13 protein-coding genes are annotated in these 17664 nt (G+C 65.7%); 4 read left to right on the plus strand and 9 right to left on the minus strand.

All coding sequences use genetic code 11. From position 1 onward, the window contains the following. Nucleotides 1-42: 42 nt before the first annotated feature. Nucleotides 43-1908 carry a sensor histidine kinase gene (locus tag JLK41_RS22535; RefSeq protein WP_333985021.1) on the plus strand — a complete coding sequence of 622 codons (1866 nt, stop codon included), beginning with the start codon at nt 43-45 and terminating at the stop codon, nt 1906-1908. Beyond that, nucleotides 1905-3224, plus strand: a complete 1320-nt coding sequence (gene aauR / locus JLK41_RS22540; RefSeq protein WP_037056283.1) for a two-component response regulator AauR — start codon at nt 1905-1907, stop codon at nt 3222-3224. The genes JLK41_RS22535 and aauR overlap by 4 nt, the downstream gene beginning before the upstream one ends. A 104-nt stretch (nt 3225-3328) precedes the next feature. Here the strand turns inward: aauR and fdhA are convergent, their stop codons facing one another. The 8 genes from fdhA to JLK41_RS22580 all read right to left on the minus strand — a co-directional run bounded on the left by fdhA (nt 3329) and on the right by JLK41_RS22580 (nt 13468). Continuing rightward, nucleotides 3329-4528, minus strand: coding sequence for a formaldehyde dehydrogenase, glutathione-independent (gene fdhA, locus JLK41_RS22545; RefSeq protein ID WP_037056281.1), 1200 nt, complete (start codon nt 4526-4528; stop codon nt 3329-3331). A gap of 163 nt (nt 4529-4691) precedes the next feature. Further along, on the minus strand, nt 4692-5555 hold the full coding sequence (gene purU, locus JLK41_RS22550) for a formyltetrahydrofolate deformylase (RefSeq protein ID WP_047592001.1): 864 nt from the start codon (nt 5553-5555) through the stop codon (nt 4692-4694). A 127-nt stretch (nt 5556-5682) separates the two neighbouring features. Next, on the minus strand, nt 5683-6312 hold the full coding sequence (locus tag JLK41_RS22555) for a sarcosine oxidase subunit gamma (RefSeq protein ID WP_210389877.1): 630 nt from the start codon (nt 6310-6312) through the stop codon (nt 5683-5685). Next, on the minus strand, nt 6305-9328 hold the full coding sequence (locus JLK41_RS22560) for a sarcosine oxidase subunit alpha (RefSeq protein ID WP_210389878.1): 3024 nt from the start codon (nt 9326-9328) through the stop codon (nt 6305-6307). The genes JLK41_RS22555 and JLK41_RS22560 overlap by 8 nt, the downstream gene beginning before the upstream one ends. Next, complete coding sequence (locus JLK41_RS22565; RefSeq protein ID WP_037056275.1) at nt 9325-9651, minus strand: sarcosine oxidase subunit delta; 327 nt, start codon at nt 9649-9651, stop codon at nt 9325-9327. Before JLK41_RS22565 ends, JLK41_RS22560 begins: the two co-directional genes overlap by 4 nt. 187 nt (nt 9652-9838) lie before the next feature. Continuing rightward, a complete protein-coding gene (locus tag JLK41_RS22570) occupies nt 9839-11089 on the minus strand; it encodes a sarcosine oxidase subunit beta family protein (protein ID WP_037056274.1) in 1251 nt (416 codons plus the stop codon). 134 nt (nt 11090-11223) lie between these two features. Next, nucleotides 11224-12477 (minus strand): serine hydroxymethyltransferase, encoded by a 1254-nt coding sequence (glyA, locus tag JLK41_RS22575; RefSeq protein ID WP_134676433.1) that lies wholly within the window; start codon nt 12475-12477, stop codon nt 11224-11226. A 691-nt stretch (nt 12478-13168) separates the two neighbouring features. After that, a complete protein-coding gene (locus JLK41_RS22580; RefSeq protein WP_037056501.1) occupies nt 13169-13468 on the minus strand; it encodes a hypothetical protein in 300 nt (99 codons plus the stop codon). Between the two features lie 236 nt (nt 13469-13704). Here JLK41_RS22580 and JLK41_RS22585 point away from each other — a divergent pair, with 236 nt between their 5' ends. Beyond that, nucleotides 13705-14745 (plus strand): threonine aldolase family protein, encoded by a 1041-nt coding sequence (locus JLK41_RS22585; RefSeq protein WP_150606857.1) that lies wholly within the window; start codon nt 13705-13707, stop codon nt 14743-14745. Between the two features lie 84 nt (nt 14746-14829). On the opposite strand, the gene gbcB is transcribed toward JLK41_RS22585, so the two are convergent. After that, nucleotides 14830-15933 carry a glycine-betaine demethylase subunit GbcB gene (gene gbcB / locus JLK41_RS22590; RefSeq protein WP_037056505.1) on the minus strand — a complete coding sequence of 368 codons (1104 nt, stop codon included), beginning with the start codon at nt 15931-15933 and terminating at the stop codon, nt 14830-14832. 313 nt (nt 15934-16246) lie between these two features. Here gbcB and gbcA point away from each other — a divergent pair, with 313 nt between their 5' ends. Continuing rightward, nucleotides 16247-17539 carry a glycine-betaine demethylase subunit GbcA gene (gene gbcA / locus JLK41_RS22595; protein WP_047585812.1) on the plus strand — a complete coding sequence of 431 codons (1293 nt, stop codon included), beginning with the start codon at nt 16247-16249 and terminating at the stop codon, nt 17537-17539. The last annotated feature ends 125 nt before the right edge of the window (nt 17540-17664 follow it).

Here is a 17664-nt window from a genome sequence, read left to right on the forward strand (position 1 = left end):
CACCCGGCGCGGTGCTCATCTGGCCAGACAGGGATGACTATGATGCAATGCCTGCCCGCCAGTACTCACGCCGACCTGATCGTGAAAACGCGCCTGCTTCGCCACCTCTCGCTGGCCTGCCTGCTCCTCCTGCTGGTGCTTGGCAGTGGCTATGCGGCCTACCTGCTGAGTGACCGCAGCGGTATCCAGACGCTGGCCGAAAGCGGCGAGCGCCAGCTCGAACTGAATGCCCGCGCGGTGGAAAGCGAGATCACCAAGTACACCTACCTGCCCAGCCTGCTGGAGCTGGAAGGCAACGTCTCGCGCCTGCTGCAGTTCCCCACGGCGTACCGCAGGCATCACGTCAACCAGTACCTGGCCGGGCTGAATCAGCGCAGCGGCAGCCTGGCCATCTACGTGCTCGACCTGGACGGGCGGGTCATCGCCACCAGCAACTGGGACCGCGCCGACAGCTACCTCGGCGAGGACCTGTCGTTCCGTGCCTACTACCAGGATGCCGTGCAGGGCAAGGCCGGCCGTTTCTACGGCATCGGCAGCACCACCGGCGAGGCGGGCTACTACCTGTCTCACGGGTTGCGCGAAGACGGCAAGGTGATCGGCGTGGCGGTGGTCAAGGTGCGCCTGGACACCCTCGAAGAGCGCTGGCAGCGCGCCCACCTGGAAGCCTACGTCAGCGACGAGAACGGCATCATCATCCTCTCCAGCAAGCCGGAGCGCCGGCTCAAGGCCGTGCAGGCGCTGGACGACGCAAGCCGCGAACGCCTGGCGCGCAGCCTGCAGTATCACTGGGCGGCGCTGGAGGAGCTGCAGTTCGCCGGGCGTGAAGCGCTCGGCGACGGCCTGGAACAGATCAGCCTCGACCACGACGGCAGCATCACCCGCTACCTGCTGCAGACTCGCCCGCTGGTCGACACGCCCTGGCACCTGACGCTGCTCAGCCCGCTGCAGGAGCAGCGCAGCGCCGCCCTGCTCAATGCCCTGCTGGCGGCGGTGGCCTGCGCGTTGCTGGCCTTCCTGCTGATCGCCTGGAACGAACGGCGCAAGGTCATCGCCACCCGCCTGGCCGCACGCGAAGCGCTGCAGGCGGCCAACGACGAACTGGAACGCAAGATCACCGAGCGCACCGCCGACCTGCAGGCCAGCAACGCGCGCCTGCTGGCGGAAGTGAGCGAGCGCGAGCAGGCCGAAACCACCCTGCGCCAGGCCCAGGACGAGCTGGTCCAGGCCGGCAAGCTGGCCGTGATCGGGCAGATGTCCACCAGCATCGCCCATGAGCTCAACCAGCCACTGGCGGCCCTGCGCACGCTGTCGGCCAACACCGTGCGCTTTCTTCAGCGCGGCGCGCTGGATGTCGCCAGCAGCAACCTGCAGAACATCGCCGAGCTGGTCGACCGCATGGGCAAGATCACCGCCAGCCTGCGCGCCTTCGCCCGCCGCGCCGGCGACCAGGGCGAGGCCTCGCTGCAGCAGGCGGTGGACGCCGCGCTGTTGCTGCTGCATCCGCGCCTGCAGCGCACCCGGGTGAAGATTCACCAGGAGTTCGTCGAGGCGCGCCTGGCCATCGAGCAGATTCGCCTGGAACAGATCCTGGTCAACCTGATCAGCAACGCCGTCGACGCGCTGCAAGCGCAAGGCGACCGGCATATCTGGCTGAGCGGCAACGCCGAAGCCGAGCACTACCTGCTGGAAATCCGCGACAACGGTCCCGGCATCGCGCCGGAAACCCGCGCCCATCTGTTCGAACCCTTCTTCACCACCAAGCCGGGCGAACAGGGCCTGGGGCTCGGCCTGACCCTCTCGGCCAGCCTCGCCGCCGCCGCCGGTGGCAGCCTCACCGTGCGCCACCCGGAGGAAGGCGGCACCGCCTTCGTCCTCAGCCTGCCCTATCCGCGAGAGCCACAAGCATGAGCGACCGCCTCACCGTCCTGATCGTCGAAGACGACCCCCATGTGCTGCTCGGCTGCCAGCAGGCCCTGGCCCTGGAAGACATTCCCAGCATCGGCGTGAGCAGCGCCGAGGAAGCCCTGGCCCAGGTCGACAGCGACTTCGCCGGCATCGTCGTCAGCGATATCCGCCTGCCCGGCATCGACGGCCTGGAGCTGCTGACGCGCCTCAAGCAACGCGATGCCAGCCTGCCGGTGGTACTGATCACCGGCCATGGCGACATCGGCATGGCCGTGGGGGCGATGCGCGACGGCGCCTATGACTTCATGGAGAAGCCATTCTCGCCGGAACGCCTGGTCGACGTCGCCCGCCGCGCCCTGGAGCAACGCGCCCTGGCCCGCGAGGTCAGCGCCCTGCGCCGCCAGCTGGCCGGGCGCCAGGCACTGGAGCAGCGCATCATCGGCCGCTCGCCGGCCATGCAGCAGTTGCGCGAGCTGATCGCCAACGTCGCCGACACCAACGCCAACGTGCTGATCGAGGGCGAAACCGGCACCGGCAAGGAACTGGTCGCCCGCTGCCTCCACGACTTCAGCCGGCGGCAGAGCAAGCAGTTCGTCGCGCTCAATTGCGGCGGCCTGCCGGAAAGCCTGTTCGAGAGCGAGATATTCGGCCACGAGGCGCATGCCTTCACCGGCGCCGGCAAACGCCGCATCGGCAAGATCGAACACGCCGACGGCGGCAGCCTGTTCCTCGACGAAATCGAGAGCATGCCGCTCAACCTGCAGATCAAGCTGCTGCGCGTCCTGCAGGAGCACAGCCTGGAACGCCTCGGCTCGAACCAGTCGGTCGCCGTCGACTGCCGGGTGATCGCCGCGACCAAGTCCGACCTCGATGAACTGGGCAAACGTGGCGAGTTCCGCAGCGACCTGTACTACCGGCTGAACGTGGTGACCCTGGAACTGCCGCCGCTGCGCGAGCGCCGCGAGGACATCGCCCTGCTGTTCGAGCACTTCCTGCAGTTGGCGGCGCTGCGTTTCGACCGCGCCGTGCCGGAGCTGGACCGCCAGACCCTGGCCGCGCTCAGCGCCCACGACTGGCCAGGCAACGTGCGCGAACTGCGTAACGTCGCCGAGCGCTTCGCCCTCGGCCTGCCGGTGTTCAAGAAAAGCGGCCAGGCCGACAACAACACGCTGGGCTTCAACGAGGCCGTGGAAGCCTTCGAACGCAGCCTGCTCAGCGCTGCACTGGAACGCCACGCCGGCAACCTCAGCCAGGCCGCGCAGACGCTGGGCATGGCCAAGACCACGCTGTTCGACAAGGTGAAGAAGTACGGCCTGTAGGTGCAACTTCAGCCGCGCAACGCCTCATGAACCTTGCAAAGGAAAAAAGGGAGCCCGCAGGCTCCCGAAAAAGGCGCGGACCAATGCGCCCAGGGCCGTGAAACTCAGGCTGCGCTGAAGGTCTTGTGCGGGTCGATGACGAATTTCTTCGGCACCCCGGCATCGAACTCGCCATAGCCACGCGGCGCGTCGTCCAGGTTGATCACCTGCACGCCCACCACTTCGGCGATGTTGATGCGGTCCCACATGATGGCCTGCATCAGCGCACGGTTGTATTTCATCACCGGGGTCTGGCCGGTGTGGAAGCTGTGCGACTTGGCCCAGCCGAGGCCGAAGCGAATGCTCAGGCTGCCGATCTTGGCGGCGGCATCGACCGCGCCCGGATCTTCGGTCACGTACAGGCCGGGGATGCCGATCTTGCCGGCGACGCGGGTCACCTGCATCAGCGAGTTGAGCACGGTGGCCGGTGCCTCGTGCTTGGCCCCCTCGTGGCCATGACCACGGGCCTCGAAGCCCACGCAATCGATGGCGCAATCGACTTCCGGCTCGCCCAGCAGGTCGGCGATCTGCTCGTGCAGCGGGGTGTCCTTGGACAGGTCGGCGATCTCGAAGCCCTGGGCCTTGGCATGCGCCAGACGCGCCGGGTTGAGGTCGCCGACGATGACCACGGCGGCACCCAGCAGGCGCGCCGAGGCGGCCGCGGCCAGGCCGACGGGGCCGGCGCCAGCGACGTAGACGGTGCTGCCCGGACCGACACCGGCGGTCACGGCACCGTGGTAGCCGGTCGGCAGGATGTCGGACAGGCAGGTCAGATCGCGGATCTTCTCCATGGCCTTGTCGCGGTCCGGCAGCTTGAGCAGGTTGAAGTCGGCGTAGGGCACCAGCACGTATTCGGCCTGGCCACCGGTCCAGTCGCCCATGTCGACGTAACCGTAGGCGCCACCGGCACGCGCCGGGTTGACGGTCAGGCAGACGCCGGTGTGCTGCTCCTTGCAGGAGCGGCAACGGCCGCAGGCGACGTTGAACGGAACGGAAACCAGATCACCGATCTGCAGGCGCTCGACGTCGCGGCCCTTCTCGATCACCTCGCCGGTGATCTCGTGGCCCAGCACCAGGCCGACCTGAGCGGTGGTACGGCCGCGCACCATGTGCTGGTCGGAGCCGCAGATGTTGGTGGAAACGACTTTCAGGATGACGCCGTGCTCGATCTTCTTGCCGCGCGGGTCCTGCATCTTCGGGTAGTCGATCTTCTGCACTTCGACCTTGCCCGCACCGAGATAAACCACACCACGATTACCAGACATGCGTAACTCTCCTTTCTTTTTGTGGATACAAGGCGCGACCGAAGGGCCACGCGGCCTTGCACTGGAGCTTCTTTCGTCTGTTGCCGATCACCGCCGGTAAAACCTGGCAGGGCGGTGAGCGAGAATTTCCCCGGATTGCATCCGGGCTACCGGTGATCCGTCCTCAGGCGTTGAGCACCACCGTGCGGTTGGCGTTGAGGAACACGCGGCGGTCGATGTGATGACCGACCGCACGCGCCAGGGTCAGGCACTCGATGTCACGGCCCTTGGCGATCAGGTCCTCGGGGTAATGGGCGTGATCCACCGCCTCCACGCCCTGAGCGATGATCGGCCCCTCATCGAGGTCGTTGTTGATGTAGTGCGCCGTGGCACCGACCAGCTTGACCCCCTTCTGGTAGGCCTGGTGATAGGGCTTGGCGCCCTTGAAGCCGGGCAGCAGCGAGTGATGGATATTGATCGCCCAGCCATCGAGCTTCTTGCACAGCTCGGGCGACAGCACCTGCATGTAGCGGGCGAGCACCACCAGTTCGGCACCGGTATCCTCGATCACCTTGAGCACCTTGCGCTCCTGCGCCGGCTTGTCGGCCGGATCGAGCGGGAAATGGTGATAGGGAATGCCATGCCAGCGCGCCAGCGGCTCGAGGTCCGGGTGGTTGGAGACCACCGCCACCACGTCCATGGCCAGTTGGCCGATGCGCTGGCGATAGAGCAGGTCATTGAGGCAGTGGTCAGCCTTGGAGACCATCAGCACGACCTTGGCGCGATAGCCCGGCGGGGTCAGCTCGACCTGCATCTGGAACGGCGCCAGGCGCTCGGCCAGGCCGTCGCGGAAGGCCTGCTCGTCGAAGCCATCCGGCTGACGAAACTCCACGCGGATGAAGAAGCGCGACGACAGCCGATCATCGAAGCTGTGGTGCTCGGTGACGTAGCAGTGCTGCTCGAAGAGAAAGCGCGTCACCGCGTCCACGGTGCCGAGCACGCTCGGGCAGTGAGCGGTGAGAATCCAGGTATCGGGGGTGCGGCCCATAACAATCTCCGAGACAAACTCCGTTGCTGTTCACCCCTCTCCCGTTCATGAGAGAGGGGTCGGGGAGAGGGCTATCCGAGTCAACGCGGTCTGCCCTTCCCGCCTCCCCAGAGGGAGCCGTTGGATATCAAGCCTCGACCGCCAACCCGTACTCGGCGCAGGCATCCTGCAGCCACAGCCAGAAGTAGTCGGCGAAGCTGCGCCGGATCACCAGCTCCCAGGTGTCCTCGCCGACATGGCGAATCACCAGCTGCGACTTGGCGAACACGGTGCCCACCGCCTTGCCGACCGGGAAGTTGCTCGGGTGCACGTCGTAGGACGTGGACTTCATCAGCATCTCGCGCACCTTGGGCCCGGAGAGCTGCAGCAGGGTCTGCCCGCCGCTGACGTTGACCACCGAGAACAGCTGGCCGTCCAGCGCCTCGCGCAGCTTGCGCTCGACGTCGAACTCGGTGCCGCCGGGCACGATCAGCAACCATTCGTCAGGGCCGAGCCACTGCAGCGAGGTGTCGCCATCGGCCACCAGGGTCAGCGCCACCGGCAGCTCCAGGCCGACGGCCTTGTGGATGCCACCGGAGAACGCTGCGTCCCTGGCGTCGCCACGGATCACCAGATGGCCGCGCAGCTTCTTCTCGCGCAGGCTCACGCCGGCGCTCTTGCTGCCCTTGCCGGCCAGCTCGTGCAGGCCGGCGTGATGCAGCGGGGATTGCCCGGCGATGTCGGCGGGACGTTGTTGGAACAGGTTGACGTTAGACATTCTGGCGATCCCCTTTCGGGTCATAGAACACGGAGCTGCAGATTTCGGCTTCGATCACGCTGCCATCGACCAGCGGGGCGAACACCCGCTCACCCATGCGCTTGAGCCCGCCCTTGACGACGGCCATGGCGAAGCTGTGACCCATGGCCGCGCTCATGTAGCTGGAGGTGACGTGGCCGACCATCTGCATCGGGATGGACTGTTTCGGGTCGAACACCAGTTGCGCACCTTCCGGCAGCACCTTGTTCGGATCGACCGGTTTCAGCCCGACCAGTTGCTTGCGGTCTTCGCGCAGGCAGTCGTCGCGGTTCATGCCACGCTTGCCGATCCAGGAGAACGGCTTGGTGCGGCCGACGCACCAGCCCATGTTGAGGTCGTCCGGCGTCACCGAGGCATCGGTATCCTGGCCAACGATGATGAAACCCTTCTCGGCGCGCAGCACGTGCATGGTCTCGGTGCCGTAGGGGGTCAGGTCGAACTCCTTGCCCGCCTCGATGATCTGCTCCCACACGCCCAGGGCGTAGTCGGCCTGCACGTTCACCTCGTAGCTCAGCTCGCCGGTGAAGGAGATGCGGAACACCCGCGCCGGCACGCCGCCGACCAGGCCTTCCTTCCAGCTCATGAACGGGAAGGCGTCCTTGTCCAGGTCGATGTCGGTGACCTTGGCCAGCAGCTTGCGGCTGTTCGGGCCGGACAGGGTCATGGTGGCCCAGTGGTCGGTGACCGAGGTGAAGAACACCTTCAGTTCCGGCCACTCGGTCTGGTGGTAGATCTCCAGCCACTCGAGCACGCGCGCCGCGCCGCCGGTGGTGGTGGTCATGACGAAATGGTTGTCGGCCAGACAGGCGGTCACGCCGTCGTCGAAGACCATGCCGTCTTCCTTGCACATCAGGCCGTAGCGGGCCTTGCCCACGTCCAGCTTGGTCCAGGCATTGGTGTAGACGCGGTTGAGGAACTCGCGCGCATCCGGGCCCTGGATGTCGATCTTGCCCAGGGTGGAGGCATCGAGAATGCCCACGCTGTTGCGCACCGCCAGGCACTCGCGGGCCACGGCGGCGTGCAGGTCCTCACCGGTCTTCGGGAAGTACCAGGGACGCTTCCACTGGCCGACGTCCTCGAACTCGGCGCCGTGGCTGACATGCCAGGCCTGCATCGCGGTGTAGCGCTTGGCATCGAACAGCGCACCACAGTGACGGCCGGCCACGGCGCCGAAGGTCACCGGGGTGTAGTTCGGGCGGAACATGGTGGTGCCCATCTGCGGGATGCTGATGCCCATGGAACGGGCCGCGATGGCCAGACCGTTGATGTTGCCCAGCTTGCCCTGGTCGGTACCGAAGCCCAGCGCGGTATAGCGCTTGACGTGCTCGACCGACTCGAAGCCTTCACGGGTGGCCAGCTCGATGCCGGCGGCGGTGACGTCGTTCTGCAGGTCGACGAACTGCTTCGGCGCACGCGCGGTGTTCTTCTCGTGCGGGACCTGGAACAGCGCCAGCATCGGGTCTTCGTTGAGGATGCTGGCCTTCGGCAGGCTGTCGCTGACGGCCTTGTAACCGGTATCCGCGGCGGCCTTGGCACCGGCCTCGAAGCCGTTGGCCAGCACGTCGCCGAGACCGAACACGCCGTTCACCGCACCGGCATCGATGCGCTGCTGGATGCCATTGCCCGCACCGGGGACGAAGCCGAGGATGTCCTCGCGCCACTCGGGACGACCGCCCAGGTGGGAAGCCAGGTGCACCACCGGGCTGTAGCCGCCGGAACTGACGATAAGGTCGCAGTCCACGACTTCGCCGGGGCTGGTGATCTTGTGGCTCTTGACGTCGATGGCGCAGATACGGGCGCCGGTGACACGCTTGCTGCCGCGCGCCTCGATCACCGCACTGCCGGTCAGGATGCGCACGCCACGTGAGCGCGCCTCTTCGACCCAGGTACCACGCGGATTGCTGCGCGCGTCGGCCACGGCCACCACCTGGCGACCGGCGTCGAGCCAGTCGAGCACCACGCGGTAGGCGTAATCGTTGTTGGTCGACAGCACCAGGGCCTTGCCCGGCGCCACGCCGTAGCGGCGCACGTAGGTCGACACCGCGCCGGCGAGCATGTTGCCCGGCACGTCGTTATTGGCGTACACCAGCGGCCGCTCGTGCGCACCACTGGCCAGGACCACGCGCTTGGCGCGCACGCGGTGCATGCGCTGGCGCGCCTGGCCCATGGGCGCGACTTCGCCGAGGTGATCGGTGAGGCGCTGATGAATGGTCAGGAAGTTGTGGTCGTGATAACCGTTGACCGTGGCACGCGGCAGCAGGGTCACTTCCGGCAGGCTCTCCAGCTCGGCGACCACCTTGGCCACCCAGTCGCTGGCCGGCTTGCCATCGAGGGTCTGGCGGGTGTCGAGCAGGCTGCCGCCGAACTCTTCCTGCTCATCGGCGAGGATCACACGGGCACCACTGCGACCGGCGGCCAGCGCGGCAGCCAGGCCGGCCGGGCCGGCGCCGACGATCAGCACGTCGCAGTGCTGGTTCAGCTGGTCGTAGATGTCCGGGTCGACCTCGGTCGGCGAACGACCCAGGCCCGCCGCCTTGCGGATGTACTTCTCGTAGGTCAGCCACAGGTTCTGCGGGTACATGAAGGTCTTGTAGTAGAAGCCGGGCGGCATCATGCCCCCGCCGACCTTGCCGAGAATGCCCATCAGGTCGGTGTTGACGCTCGGCCAACCGTTGGTGCTGCTGGCCACCAGGCCGCCGTACAGGGCCTGCTGCGTAGCGCGCACGTTGGGGATCTGCGTGGCTTCGCGGGAACCGATCTGCAGCACGGCATTGGGCTCTTCGCTGCCGGCCGCGACGATGCCCCGCGGACGCGAATACTTGAAGCTGCGACCGACTATGTCGACACCGTTGGCCAGCAGTGCGGCCGCCAGGCTGTCGCCCGCGTAGCCCTGATAGTTCTGGCCGTTGAAGCTGAAGCTCAGCGGCTGGCTGCGGTCGATGCGACCACCCTTGGCAAGACGATTGACCTGGCTCATGCCGTTACTCCTTCTGCCACGGCTTTCTTCTCGGAGGCGCCGGCTGCGGTGACCGAGGGCTGCTCGCCGACCTTGTAGGTCTCGAGGATCTCGTAGGTCACGGTGTGGCGGGTGACGTTGAAATACTTGCGGCAACCGGCCGCGTGTACCCACAGCTCATGGTGGATACCGCGCGGGTTGTCGCGGAAGAACATGTACTCGCCCCACTCGGCATCGCTGCAGGCATCGGGGTCGAGCGGGCGGGCGATATGCGCCTGGCCCTTGGCATGGAACTCCTCTTCGGAGCGCTGTTCGCCACAGTAGGGGCAGAAGATGTGCAGCATGGTGGCCTCCTGAAACGCTCCCCGCTCGCAGATGCCAACGGGGTTTATCTGGTCTCCCCTCGCCCACCCGTGGGCGAGGGGTCGGGGGAGAGGGCGTGCGGTGCTGGCCGCGTCACCCTCTCCCGGCCCTTCGGGCCACCCTCTTCCGCAAGCGGGAGAGGGTCATCGGTTTTGCGCTACGCGCGTTTTAGTGAGCCACGGCAGCCGCGCCGTGCTCGTCGATCAGTGCACCGGTGTGGAAACGATCGATGGAGAACGGCTTGGCCAGCGGGTGCATCTCCCCCTTGGCCAGGCTGGCGGCGAACACGTGGCCCGAGCCCGGCGTGGCCTTGAAGCCACCGGTACCCCAGCCGCAGTTGAAGAACAGGTTGTCCACCGGCGTCTTGGAGATGATCGGACAGGCGTCCGGGCAGGTGTCCACGATGCCGCCCCACTGGCGGTTCATGCGCACCCGCGAAAGCACCGGGAACATCTCGACGATGGCCTGCAGGGTGTGTTCGATGGTCGGGTAGGAGCCACGCTGGCCATAGCCGTTGTAGCCGTCGATACCGGCACCGATGACCAGGTCGCCCTTGTCCGACTGGCTGATGTAGCCGTGCACGGCGTTGGACATGATCACGCTGTCGATGATCGGCTTGATCGGCTCGGATACCAGCGCCTGCAGCGGGTGGGATTCCAGCGGCAGGCGGAAACCGGCGAGCCCGGCCATGTGCCCGGAGTTACCGGCAGTGACTACGCCGACGCGCTTGGCGCCGATGAAGCCCTTGTTGGTCTCCACGCCGATCACCGCGCCGTTCTGCTTGCGGAAACCGATCACCTCGGTGTTCTGGATCAGGTCGACACCGGCCGCATCGGCCGCACGGGCATAGCCCCAGGCCACGGCATCGTGACGGGCCACGCCGCCGCGACGCTGCACGGTGGAGCCCATGATCGGGTAGCGGGTGTTCTTGCTGCAGTCCAGGTAGGGAATCTCCGCCTCGACCTGCCTGGCGTCGAGCAGCTCGCCATCCACGCCGTTGAGGCGGTTGGCACTGACGCGACGCTCGGCATCACGCATGTCCTGCAGGGTATGGCACAGGTTGTAGACGCCGCGCTGGGAGAACATGACGTTGTAGTTCAGGTCCTGGGACAGGCCTTCCCACAGTTTCATCGCATGCTCGTAGAGATGCGCGGATTCGTCCCACAGGTAGTTGGAGCGCACGATGGTGGTGTTGCGCGCGGTGTTGCCGCCACCGAGCCAGCCTTTCTCGACCACCGCGACGTTCTTCACGCCGAACTCCTTGGCCAGGTAGTAGGCGGTGGCCAGGCCATGACCGCCACCGCCGACGATGACCACGTCGTACACCGGCTTGGGCGTCGGGTTGCGCCACATGCGCTGCCAGTTCTCATGGTGGCTGAACGAGTGCTTGAACAGGCCGAAGCCGGAATAACGTTGCATGGGCATGCTCCAGTTTTTACTCCCCTCTCACGCTTGCGGGAGAGGGGCCGGGGGAGAGGGTCACTTGAAGTGGATCGCGCCTCATCGATCCACCGATAGCGGGCGGAAGCAAACAGCGCCTTCCACCCTGCGAATTACCGATACACCGGATAATCCGCGCACAGTGCGGCCACCTGCTTGGCGACCTGCGCCTCGACGTCGGCATCGCCGAGGTGATCGAGGATGTCGCAGATCCAGCCCGCCAGCGCCTGGCACTGCGCGACCTTGAAGCCACGAGTGGTCACGGCCGGCGTGCCGATACGGATGCCGGAAGTGACGAACGGCGACTGCGGGTCGTTCGGCACGGCGTTCTTGTTCACGGTGATGCCGGCACGGCCCAGGGCCGCATCGGCCTCCTTGCCGGTCAACCCCTGCTTGATCAGGCTGAGCAGGAACAGGTGGTTGTCGGTACCGCCGGAGACCACCTCGTAGCCACGCTCGACGAACACTTCGGCCATGGCCTGGGCGTTGTCGATCACCTGCTGCTGGTAGGCCTTGAAGCTCGGCTCCATGGCCTCCTTGAAGCACACCGCCTTGGCCGCGATGACGTGCATCAGCGGGCCGCCCTGGGCGCCGGGGAACACGGCGGAGTTGAGCTTCTTCTCGATCTCTTCGTTGGCCTTGGCCAGGATCAGGCCGCCACGCGGGCCGCGCAGGGTCTTGTGCGTGGTGGTGGTGACCACGTCGGCGAAGGGAATCGGATTCGGGTACAGGCCGGCGGCGACCAGGCCGGCGACGTGGGCCATGTCGACGAACAGCAGGGCACCGACCTTGTCGGCGATGGCGCGAAAGCGCGGGAAGTCGAGGGTCTTGGAGTAGGCGGAGAAGCCGGCCACGATGATCTTCGGCTTGTGCTCCACGGCCAGGCGCTCGACCTCGTCGTAGTCGATCAGGCCGGTGGCCGGGTTCAGGCCGTACTGCACCGCGTTGTACAGCTTGCCCGAGGACGACACCTTGGCGCCGTGGGTCAGGTGACCGCCATGGGCCAGGCTCATGCCCAGGATGGTGTCACCGGCATTCAGCAGTGCCAGGTAGACGGCGCTGTTGGCCGAGGAACCGGAGTGCGGCTGGACGTTGGCGTAATCGGCGCCGAACAGCTCCTTGGCACGGTCGATGGCGAGCTGCTCGACCTTGTCGACGTACTCGCAGCCACCGTAGTAGCGCTTGCCCGGATAGCCTTCGGCGTACTTGTTGGTCAGGCCGCTGCCCTGCGCCTCCATGACACGCTGGCTGCAGTAGTTCTCCGAAGCGATCAGCTCGATGTGCTCTTCCTGACGGCGCTCTTCCTGATTGATGGCGGCGAGCAACGCGTCGTCGTAACCCTGGATCTGGTCCTGTTTGCTGAACATCTCGATTCTCCTGCGCGCCTGCTGGCGGCGGTCTTGGTCGGGCGGGCCGGCAGGCCCATTTGCAGCGATGGTAGGGCCGGCCCTGCCCCCTCAAATGCCTGCCAACGCCGCGAGAGCATTCGTTTGCGACATGCCTCTGTCGCAAACGGAAGCACCAACCAGGCGACGCCTCTTGCGCACAGAAAACGGGGATCGTTCGGTGGATAAGCGGTGCACAAGCGGGCGCAGGGCCGATACCACGCAGGCTCCCGAAATCAGGTCATTTACCGAGCAATATCAATAAGTTAACAGACAGAGACATACACAGAAGCGGTGGAACAGCCTGTGGAAAAGCTGTCCATACCAGGCCAGGGGCCGCGCAGGGCCTGACGTACGCTGAACTGATCGATATCCACTCAGGGCTGCGCGCGGGCGGAGTTGTCCACCTGCGACCGGGACGACAAGGGGAGGAACGCTGGGGATATGCACAGATTATGTGGATGAAGCTGTGCATAGACTGTTCGGTTAACGGCCCAGGCCAGTGCTGGCGGGGCTTACCGAGGCGAGAGCAAAAATCGAGCAGGATCAATGAGATAGCATCTGCTTGTGCACAAATACTGTGAGCAGTGCTGTGGGCTGTCTGTGGAAAACCGGCGCCAGGCCAGAGCCGATGCGGCTCCGGCGCAAGCGTGTGCTATTTGCTCAATGCGACTCAAGGCTTGAGCTTGCCGCTGCAGCTGCTGGACGCATTCACCAGACGCTGCTGCATGGCCTGATCAGGCGGCGACTGACGGCTCATGGCTTGCAGCTCGGCCTCGCTGAATTCCTGACTGACCTTGGTCGCGGCGCAGTCGCAATACGCCCTCAGCTGTGGCTCCTCGTAGCCTGCCGGGGCGCCCGCGATGCACTGCTGCACGAACTCGGTCTTGGCATTATCGGACCACTCGGCGGCGGAGGCGGGTACGGCCACGACCAGTGGCAGCGCGATGGCGAGCAGGTGACGATAGGTCATATGAAACTCCTTCTCTTGATTGCGGAAGACGGGCCAGATGCCGCCCTCTGTAGTGGGAACACCATCCGCCGACCCGAGTTCCCTCCCTGCGGCGAACGGTCATTCAGGATCCGACCCGGCAGTACGCATCGACACAACAAGTCGTCGCCGCCACGGACGTCCATCCCACCAGCCACGGAGTAAAGTGGTGGCTTTGCCGGCACCCTCGCCGGCTGCGACTCAGAAGGAACGCGCCAATGCCCGACAATGCCCAGCAATTCGCCAGCGACAACTATTCCGGCATCTGTCCCGAAGCCTGGGCAGCCATGGCCGAAGCCAACCTGGGCCACCAGCGCGCCTACGGCGATGACGAGTGGACGGCGCGCGCCGCCGATCACTTCCGCCGCCTGTTCGAGACCGACTGCGAGGTGTTCTTCGCCTTCAACGGCACAGCGGCCAACTCCCTGGCCCTGGCCTCGCTGTGCCAGAGCTACCACAGCGTGATCTGCTCGGAGACCGCGCACGTCGAGACCGACGAATGCGGCGCGCCGGAGTTCTTCTCCAACGGCTCCAAGCTGCTGCTGGCCCGGACCGACAACGGCAAGCTGACCCCGCAGGCGATTCGCGACGTGGCACTCAAGCGCCAGGACATCCACTACCCGAAACCGCGCGTGGTGACCCTCACCCAGGCCACCGAGGTCGGCACCGTTTACCGCCCCGAAGAGGTCCGCGCCATCAGCCAGACCTGCGAGGAACTCGGCCTGCACCTGCACATGGACGGCGCCCGCTTCTCCAACGCCTGCGCCTTCCTCGGCTGCAGCCCGGCGGAGCTGACCTGGAAGGCCGGCGTCGATGTGCTGTGCTTCGGCGGCACCAAGAACGGCATGGCCGTGGGCGAAGCCATCATCTTCTTCGACAAGGGCCTCGCCGAGGACTTCGACTACCGCTGCAAGCAGGCTGGCCAGCTGGCCTCGAAGATGCGCTACCTGTCGGCGCCCTGGGTCGGCATCCTGCAGGACGACGCCTGGCTGAAGTACGCCAACCACGCCAACCACTGCGCGCAACTGCTGGCCACGCTGGTTTCCGACGTACCGGGCGTCAGCCTGATGTTCCCGGTGGAGGCCAACGGTGTGTTCCTGCAGCTGTCGGAACCCGCCATCGCAGCCCTGACCGCCCGCGGCTGGCGCTTCTACACCTTCATCGGCGCCGGCGGCGCACGCTTCATGTGCAGCTGGGATACCGACGAAGCCCGCGTGCGCCAGCTGGCCGCCGATATCCGCGAAGTGATGGGGGCCTGAGCGGCACGCACGGGAGTGGATCTCGCCTGCAGCGGCAGGCCGCTGCAACCCGGATTGCATCCGGGCTACAAGGGGGCGTAGCGATCAGTAATCGATCGCCACGTCGCCCTTCGGCACGCTGCAGCAGGACAGGATGTAGCCCTCGGCGACGTCTTCGTCGGTGATGCCGCCATTGTGCTCCATCTCCACCTCGCCCGAGGTCTTCATGACCTTGCAGGTGCCGCAGATCCCCATGCCGCAGGCCTTGGGAATGTGCAGGCCGAGCTTGGCCGCCGCCGCATGCACGGTTTCCCCCGGCGCCACCCGGATGCTCTTGCCGGTACTGGAGAACTCCACCTGATTGAGCTCGCCGACCGGCACTTCCGGCGCGTCGGCCGCCTCGGCGGCCAGCTCCTTGACCTCGGCACGAATCTCCGGCGGCGTCGGCCCGAACGCCTCCTCGTGGTAGCGGCTCATGTCGTAGCCCGCCGCCTCGAGCAGGCGCTTGACCGCACCCATGTAGGGGGTCGGGCCGCAGCAGAAGATTTCCCGCTCCAGGTAGTCCGGCGCCATCAGCTCCAGCATCGCCTTGTTCAGGTAGCCGCGATAGCCCGCCCAGGACTCGCCCAGGCCATGCTTCTCGCAAATCACGTGCAGGCTGAAGTTGTTGATCCGCGCGGCCATGTGCTCCAGCTCGCGCTGGTAGATGATGTCCTTCGGCGAGCGCGCGCTGTGCACGAACACCATGTCGACATTGGCGTTGGTGTCGTAGAACCAGCGCGCCATCGACATCACCGGCGTGATGCCGACCCCACCGGACAGGAACAGCACCTTGTCCGCCGGGAAGTCGATGGCGTTGAACAGCCCCACCGGCCCGTGCACCGGCACCTCGTCGCCTTCCTTGAGGTTGTCGTGCAGCCAGTTGGAAACCCGGCCGCCCGGCACCCGCTTGATGGTGATGGAGAAGCTGTAGGGCACCGACGGCGAGCTGGAGATGGTGTAGGAGCGCATGATCGGCTGCCCCTCGATCTCCAGTTCCAGGGTGACGAACTGCCCGGGCTTGAAGAAGAACAGCACCGGCTGATCGGCCATGAAGCAGAAGGTGCGCACATCCCAGGTTTCCTGAATGACCTTGACGCAGCGCACCATGTGGCGGCCATTGGTCCAGGTCTGGGTAGTCACCGGATTGAGGAAGGCGTTGGCGGTCATGAACGACTCTCCACAGGGCCGGACATCGGCCTAATTGCAGCGGATTGTGCGAAAGGCTGGCGGACGTCATTTATCCACCAGCGACATCCGCATGCTTATCGCGACCTGCCCCATTGCACGGGGCTCGGCGCGTCGGAAACGCATCCGGCCATGTCGCCCATGGATAAGGATTCGGCGCGGGCCGGATCCACACTCCGCCTCACCAAGCATGCGTGCCCAGAGCAGGCAGCAGCGACCGCTCGACACCTTGCGGCACAACCGTAACAGCCACTATTTCCGGCAGGTGCCAGGCACCCGCCAATGAGGAGTCATCATGGACTGCACCCAAAACCTGAGCCTGGGCGACCCGCTGGAGCCCGTCCGCAAGGCGACCGCACAGATGCTCAACGAGCGCGACCACAGCTTCTCGCTGCCGCAGCCCTTCTACAACGACGAGCGCCTGTTCCAGGTCGACATGCAGGAGATCTTCCACAAGGAATGGCTGATCGCCGGCATGACCAGCGAAATCCCGACCAAGGGCAACTTCCTCACCCTGCAGATCGGTGACAACCCGGTCATCGTCCTGCGCGGCAATGACGGCCAGGTGCACGCCTTCCACAACGTCTGCCGCCATCGCGGCTCGCGCCTGTGCGTCAGCGACAAGGGCAAGGTCGCCAAGCTGGTCTGCCCCTACCACCAGTGGACCTACGAACTGGACGGCCGCCTGCTGTTCGCCGGCACCGAGATGGGCGAAGGCTTCAACCTTGCCGACTACAGCCTCAAGCCGGTCGCCTGCAAGACCGCCGGTGGCTACATCTTCATCTCCCTGGCGGAAAACCCGCCGGCCATCGACGAGTTCCTCGCGACCCTGACGCACTACATGGAACCCTACGACATGGAGAACACCAAGGTGGCCGTGCAGACCACCCTGATGGAGAAGGCCAACTGGAAGCTGGTGCTCGAGAACAACCGCGAGTGCTACCACTGCAATGGCTCGCACCCCGAACTGCTCAACACCCTGCTGGAGTGGGACGACGTCACCGACCCGCGCGCCAGCCAGGCGTTCAAGGATCAGGTCGCCGAGTGCACCACCCGCTGGGACAAGGACAACATCCCCTACGCTCACGCCAGCTTCGGCCTGCGCAACCGCATCGTGCGCATGCCGCTGCTCAAGGGCACCGTCTCCATGACCATGGATGGCAAGCAGGGCTGCAAGAAGCTGATGGGCCGCATCACCGACCCGGACCTCGGCTCGATGCGCATCCTGCACCTGCCGCATTCGTGGAACCACTGCATGGGCGATCACATGATCGTCTTCACCGTGTGGCCGATCAGCGCCCAGGAAACCATGGTCACCACCAAGTGGCTGGTGCACAAGGATGCCGTGGAAGGCGTCGACTATGACGTCGCCCGCCTGCGCCAGGTATGGGACGCCACCAACGACCAGGACCGTCGCCTGGCCGAGGAAAACCAGCGCGGCATCAACTCCACCGCCTACCAGCCCGGCCCCTACTCGAAGACCTACGAGTTCGGCGTGATCAACTTCATCGACTGGTACAGCGAGCGCATGCTCAACAACCTCGGCGACACCCCGGCACAGTCGCTGCGCCAGGTGGCGGGCGAGTGATGACGCTCAGCCTGCTGCTGTTGATCGGACTGACGGCCTACGGGCTGCTGGCCTGTCGACCGCAGCGCGGCTGAGGCAGATACGCAAAACCCCGGCTCCGCATGGAGGCCGGGGTTTTCTTTTGC

Origin of the sequence: Ectopseudomonas khazarica, from assembly GCF_017915135.1 — a bacterium.
GTDB lineage: Bacteria > Pseudomonadota > Gammaproteobacteria > Pseudomonadales > Pseudomonadaceae > Aquipseudomonas > Aquipseudomonas khazarica.

Bases quoted from the DNA above. Each gene is read 5' to 3' on its own strand.
- JLK41_RS22535 (WP_333985021.1), top strand. From the start codon at position 43: ATGCAATGCCTGCCCGCCAGTACTCACGCCGACCTGATCGTGAAAACG.
- aauR (WP_037056283.1), top strand. From the start codon at position 1,905: ATGAGCGACCGCCTCACCGTCCTGATCGTCGAAGACGACCCCCATGTG.
- fdhA (WP_037056281.1), bottom strand. From the start codon at position 4,528: ATGTCTGGTAATCGTGGTGTGGTTTATCTCGGTGCGGGCAAGGTCGAA.
- purU (WP_047592001.1), bottom strand. From the start codon at position 5,555: ATGGGCCGCACCCCCGATACCTGGATTCTCACCGCTCACTGCCCGAGC.
- JLK41_RS22555 (WP_210389877.1), bottom strand. From the start codon at position 6,312: ATGTCTAACGTCAACCTGTTCCAACAACGTCCCGCCGACATCGCCGGG.
- JLK41_RS22560 (WP_210389878.1), bottom strand. From the start codon at position 9,328: ATGAGCCAGGTCAATCGTCTTGCCAAGGGTGGTCGCATCGACCGCAGC.
- JLK41_RS22565 (WP_037056275.1), bottom strand. From the start codon at position 9,651: ATGCTGCACATCTTCTGCCCCTACTGTGGCGAACAGCGCTCCGAAGAG.
- JLK41_RS22570 (WP_037056274.1), bottom strand. From the start codon at position 11,089: ATGCAACGTTATTCCGGCTTCGGCCTGTTCAAGCACTCGTTCAGCCAC.
- glyA (WP_134676433.1), bottom strand. From the start codon at position 12,477: ATGTTCAGCAAACAGGACCAGATCCAGGGTTACGACGACGCGTTGCTC.
- JLK41_RS22580 (WP_037056501.1), bottom strand. From the start codon at position 13,468: ATGACCTATCGTCACCTGCTCGCCATCGCGCTGCCACTGGTCGTGGCC.
- JLK41_RS22585 (WP_150606857.1), top strand. From the start codon at position 13,705: ATGCCCGACAATGCCCAGCAATTCGCCAGCGACAACTATTCCGGCATC.
- gbcB (WP_037056505.1), bottom strand. From the start codon at position 15,933: ATGACCGCCAACGCCTTCCTCAATCCGGTGACTACCCAGACCTGGACC.
- gbcA (WP_047585812.1), top strand. From the start codon at position 16,247: ATGGACTGCACCCAAAACCTGAGCCTGGGCGACCCGCTGGAGCCCGTC.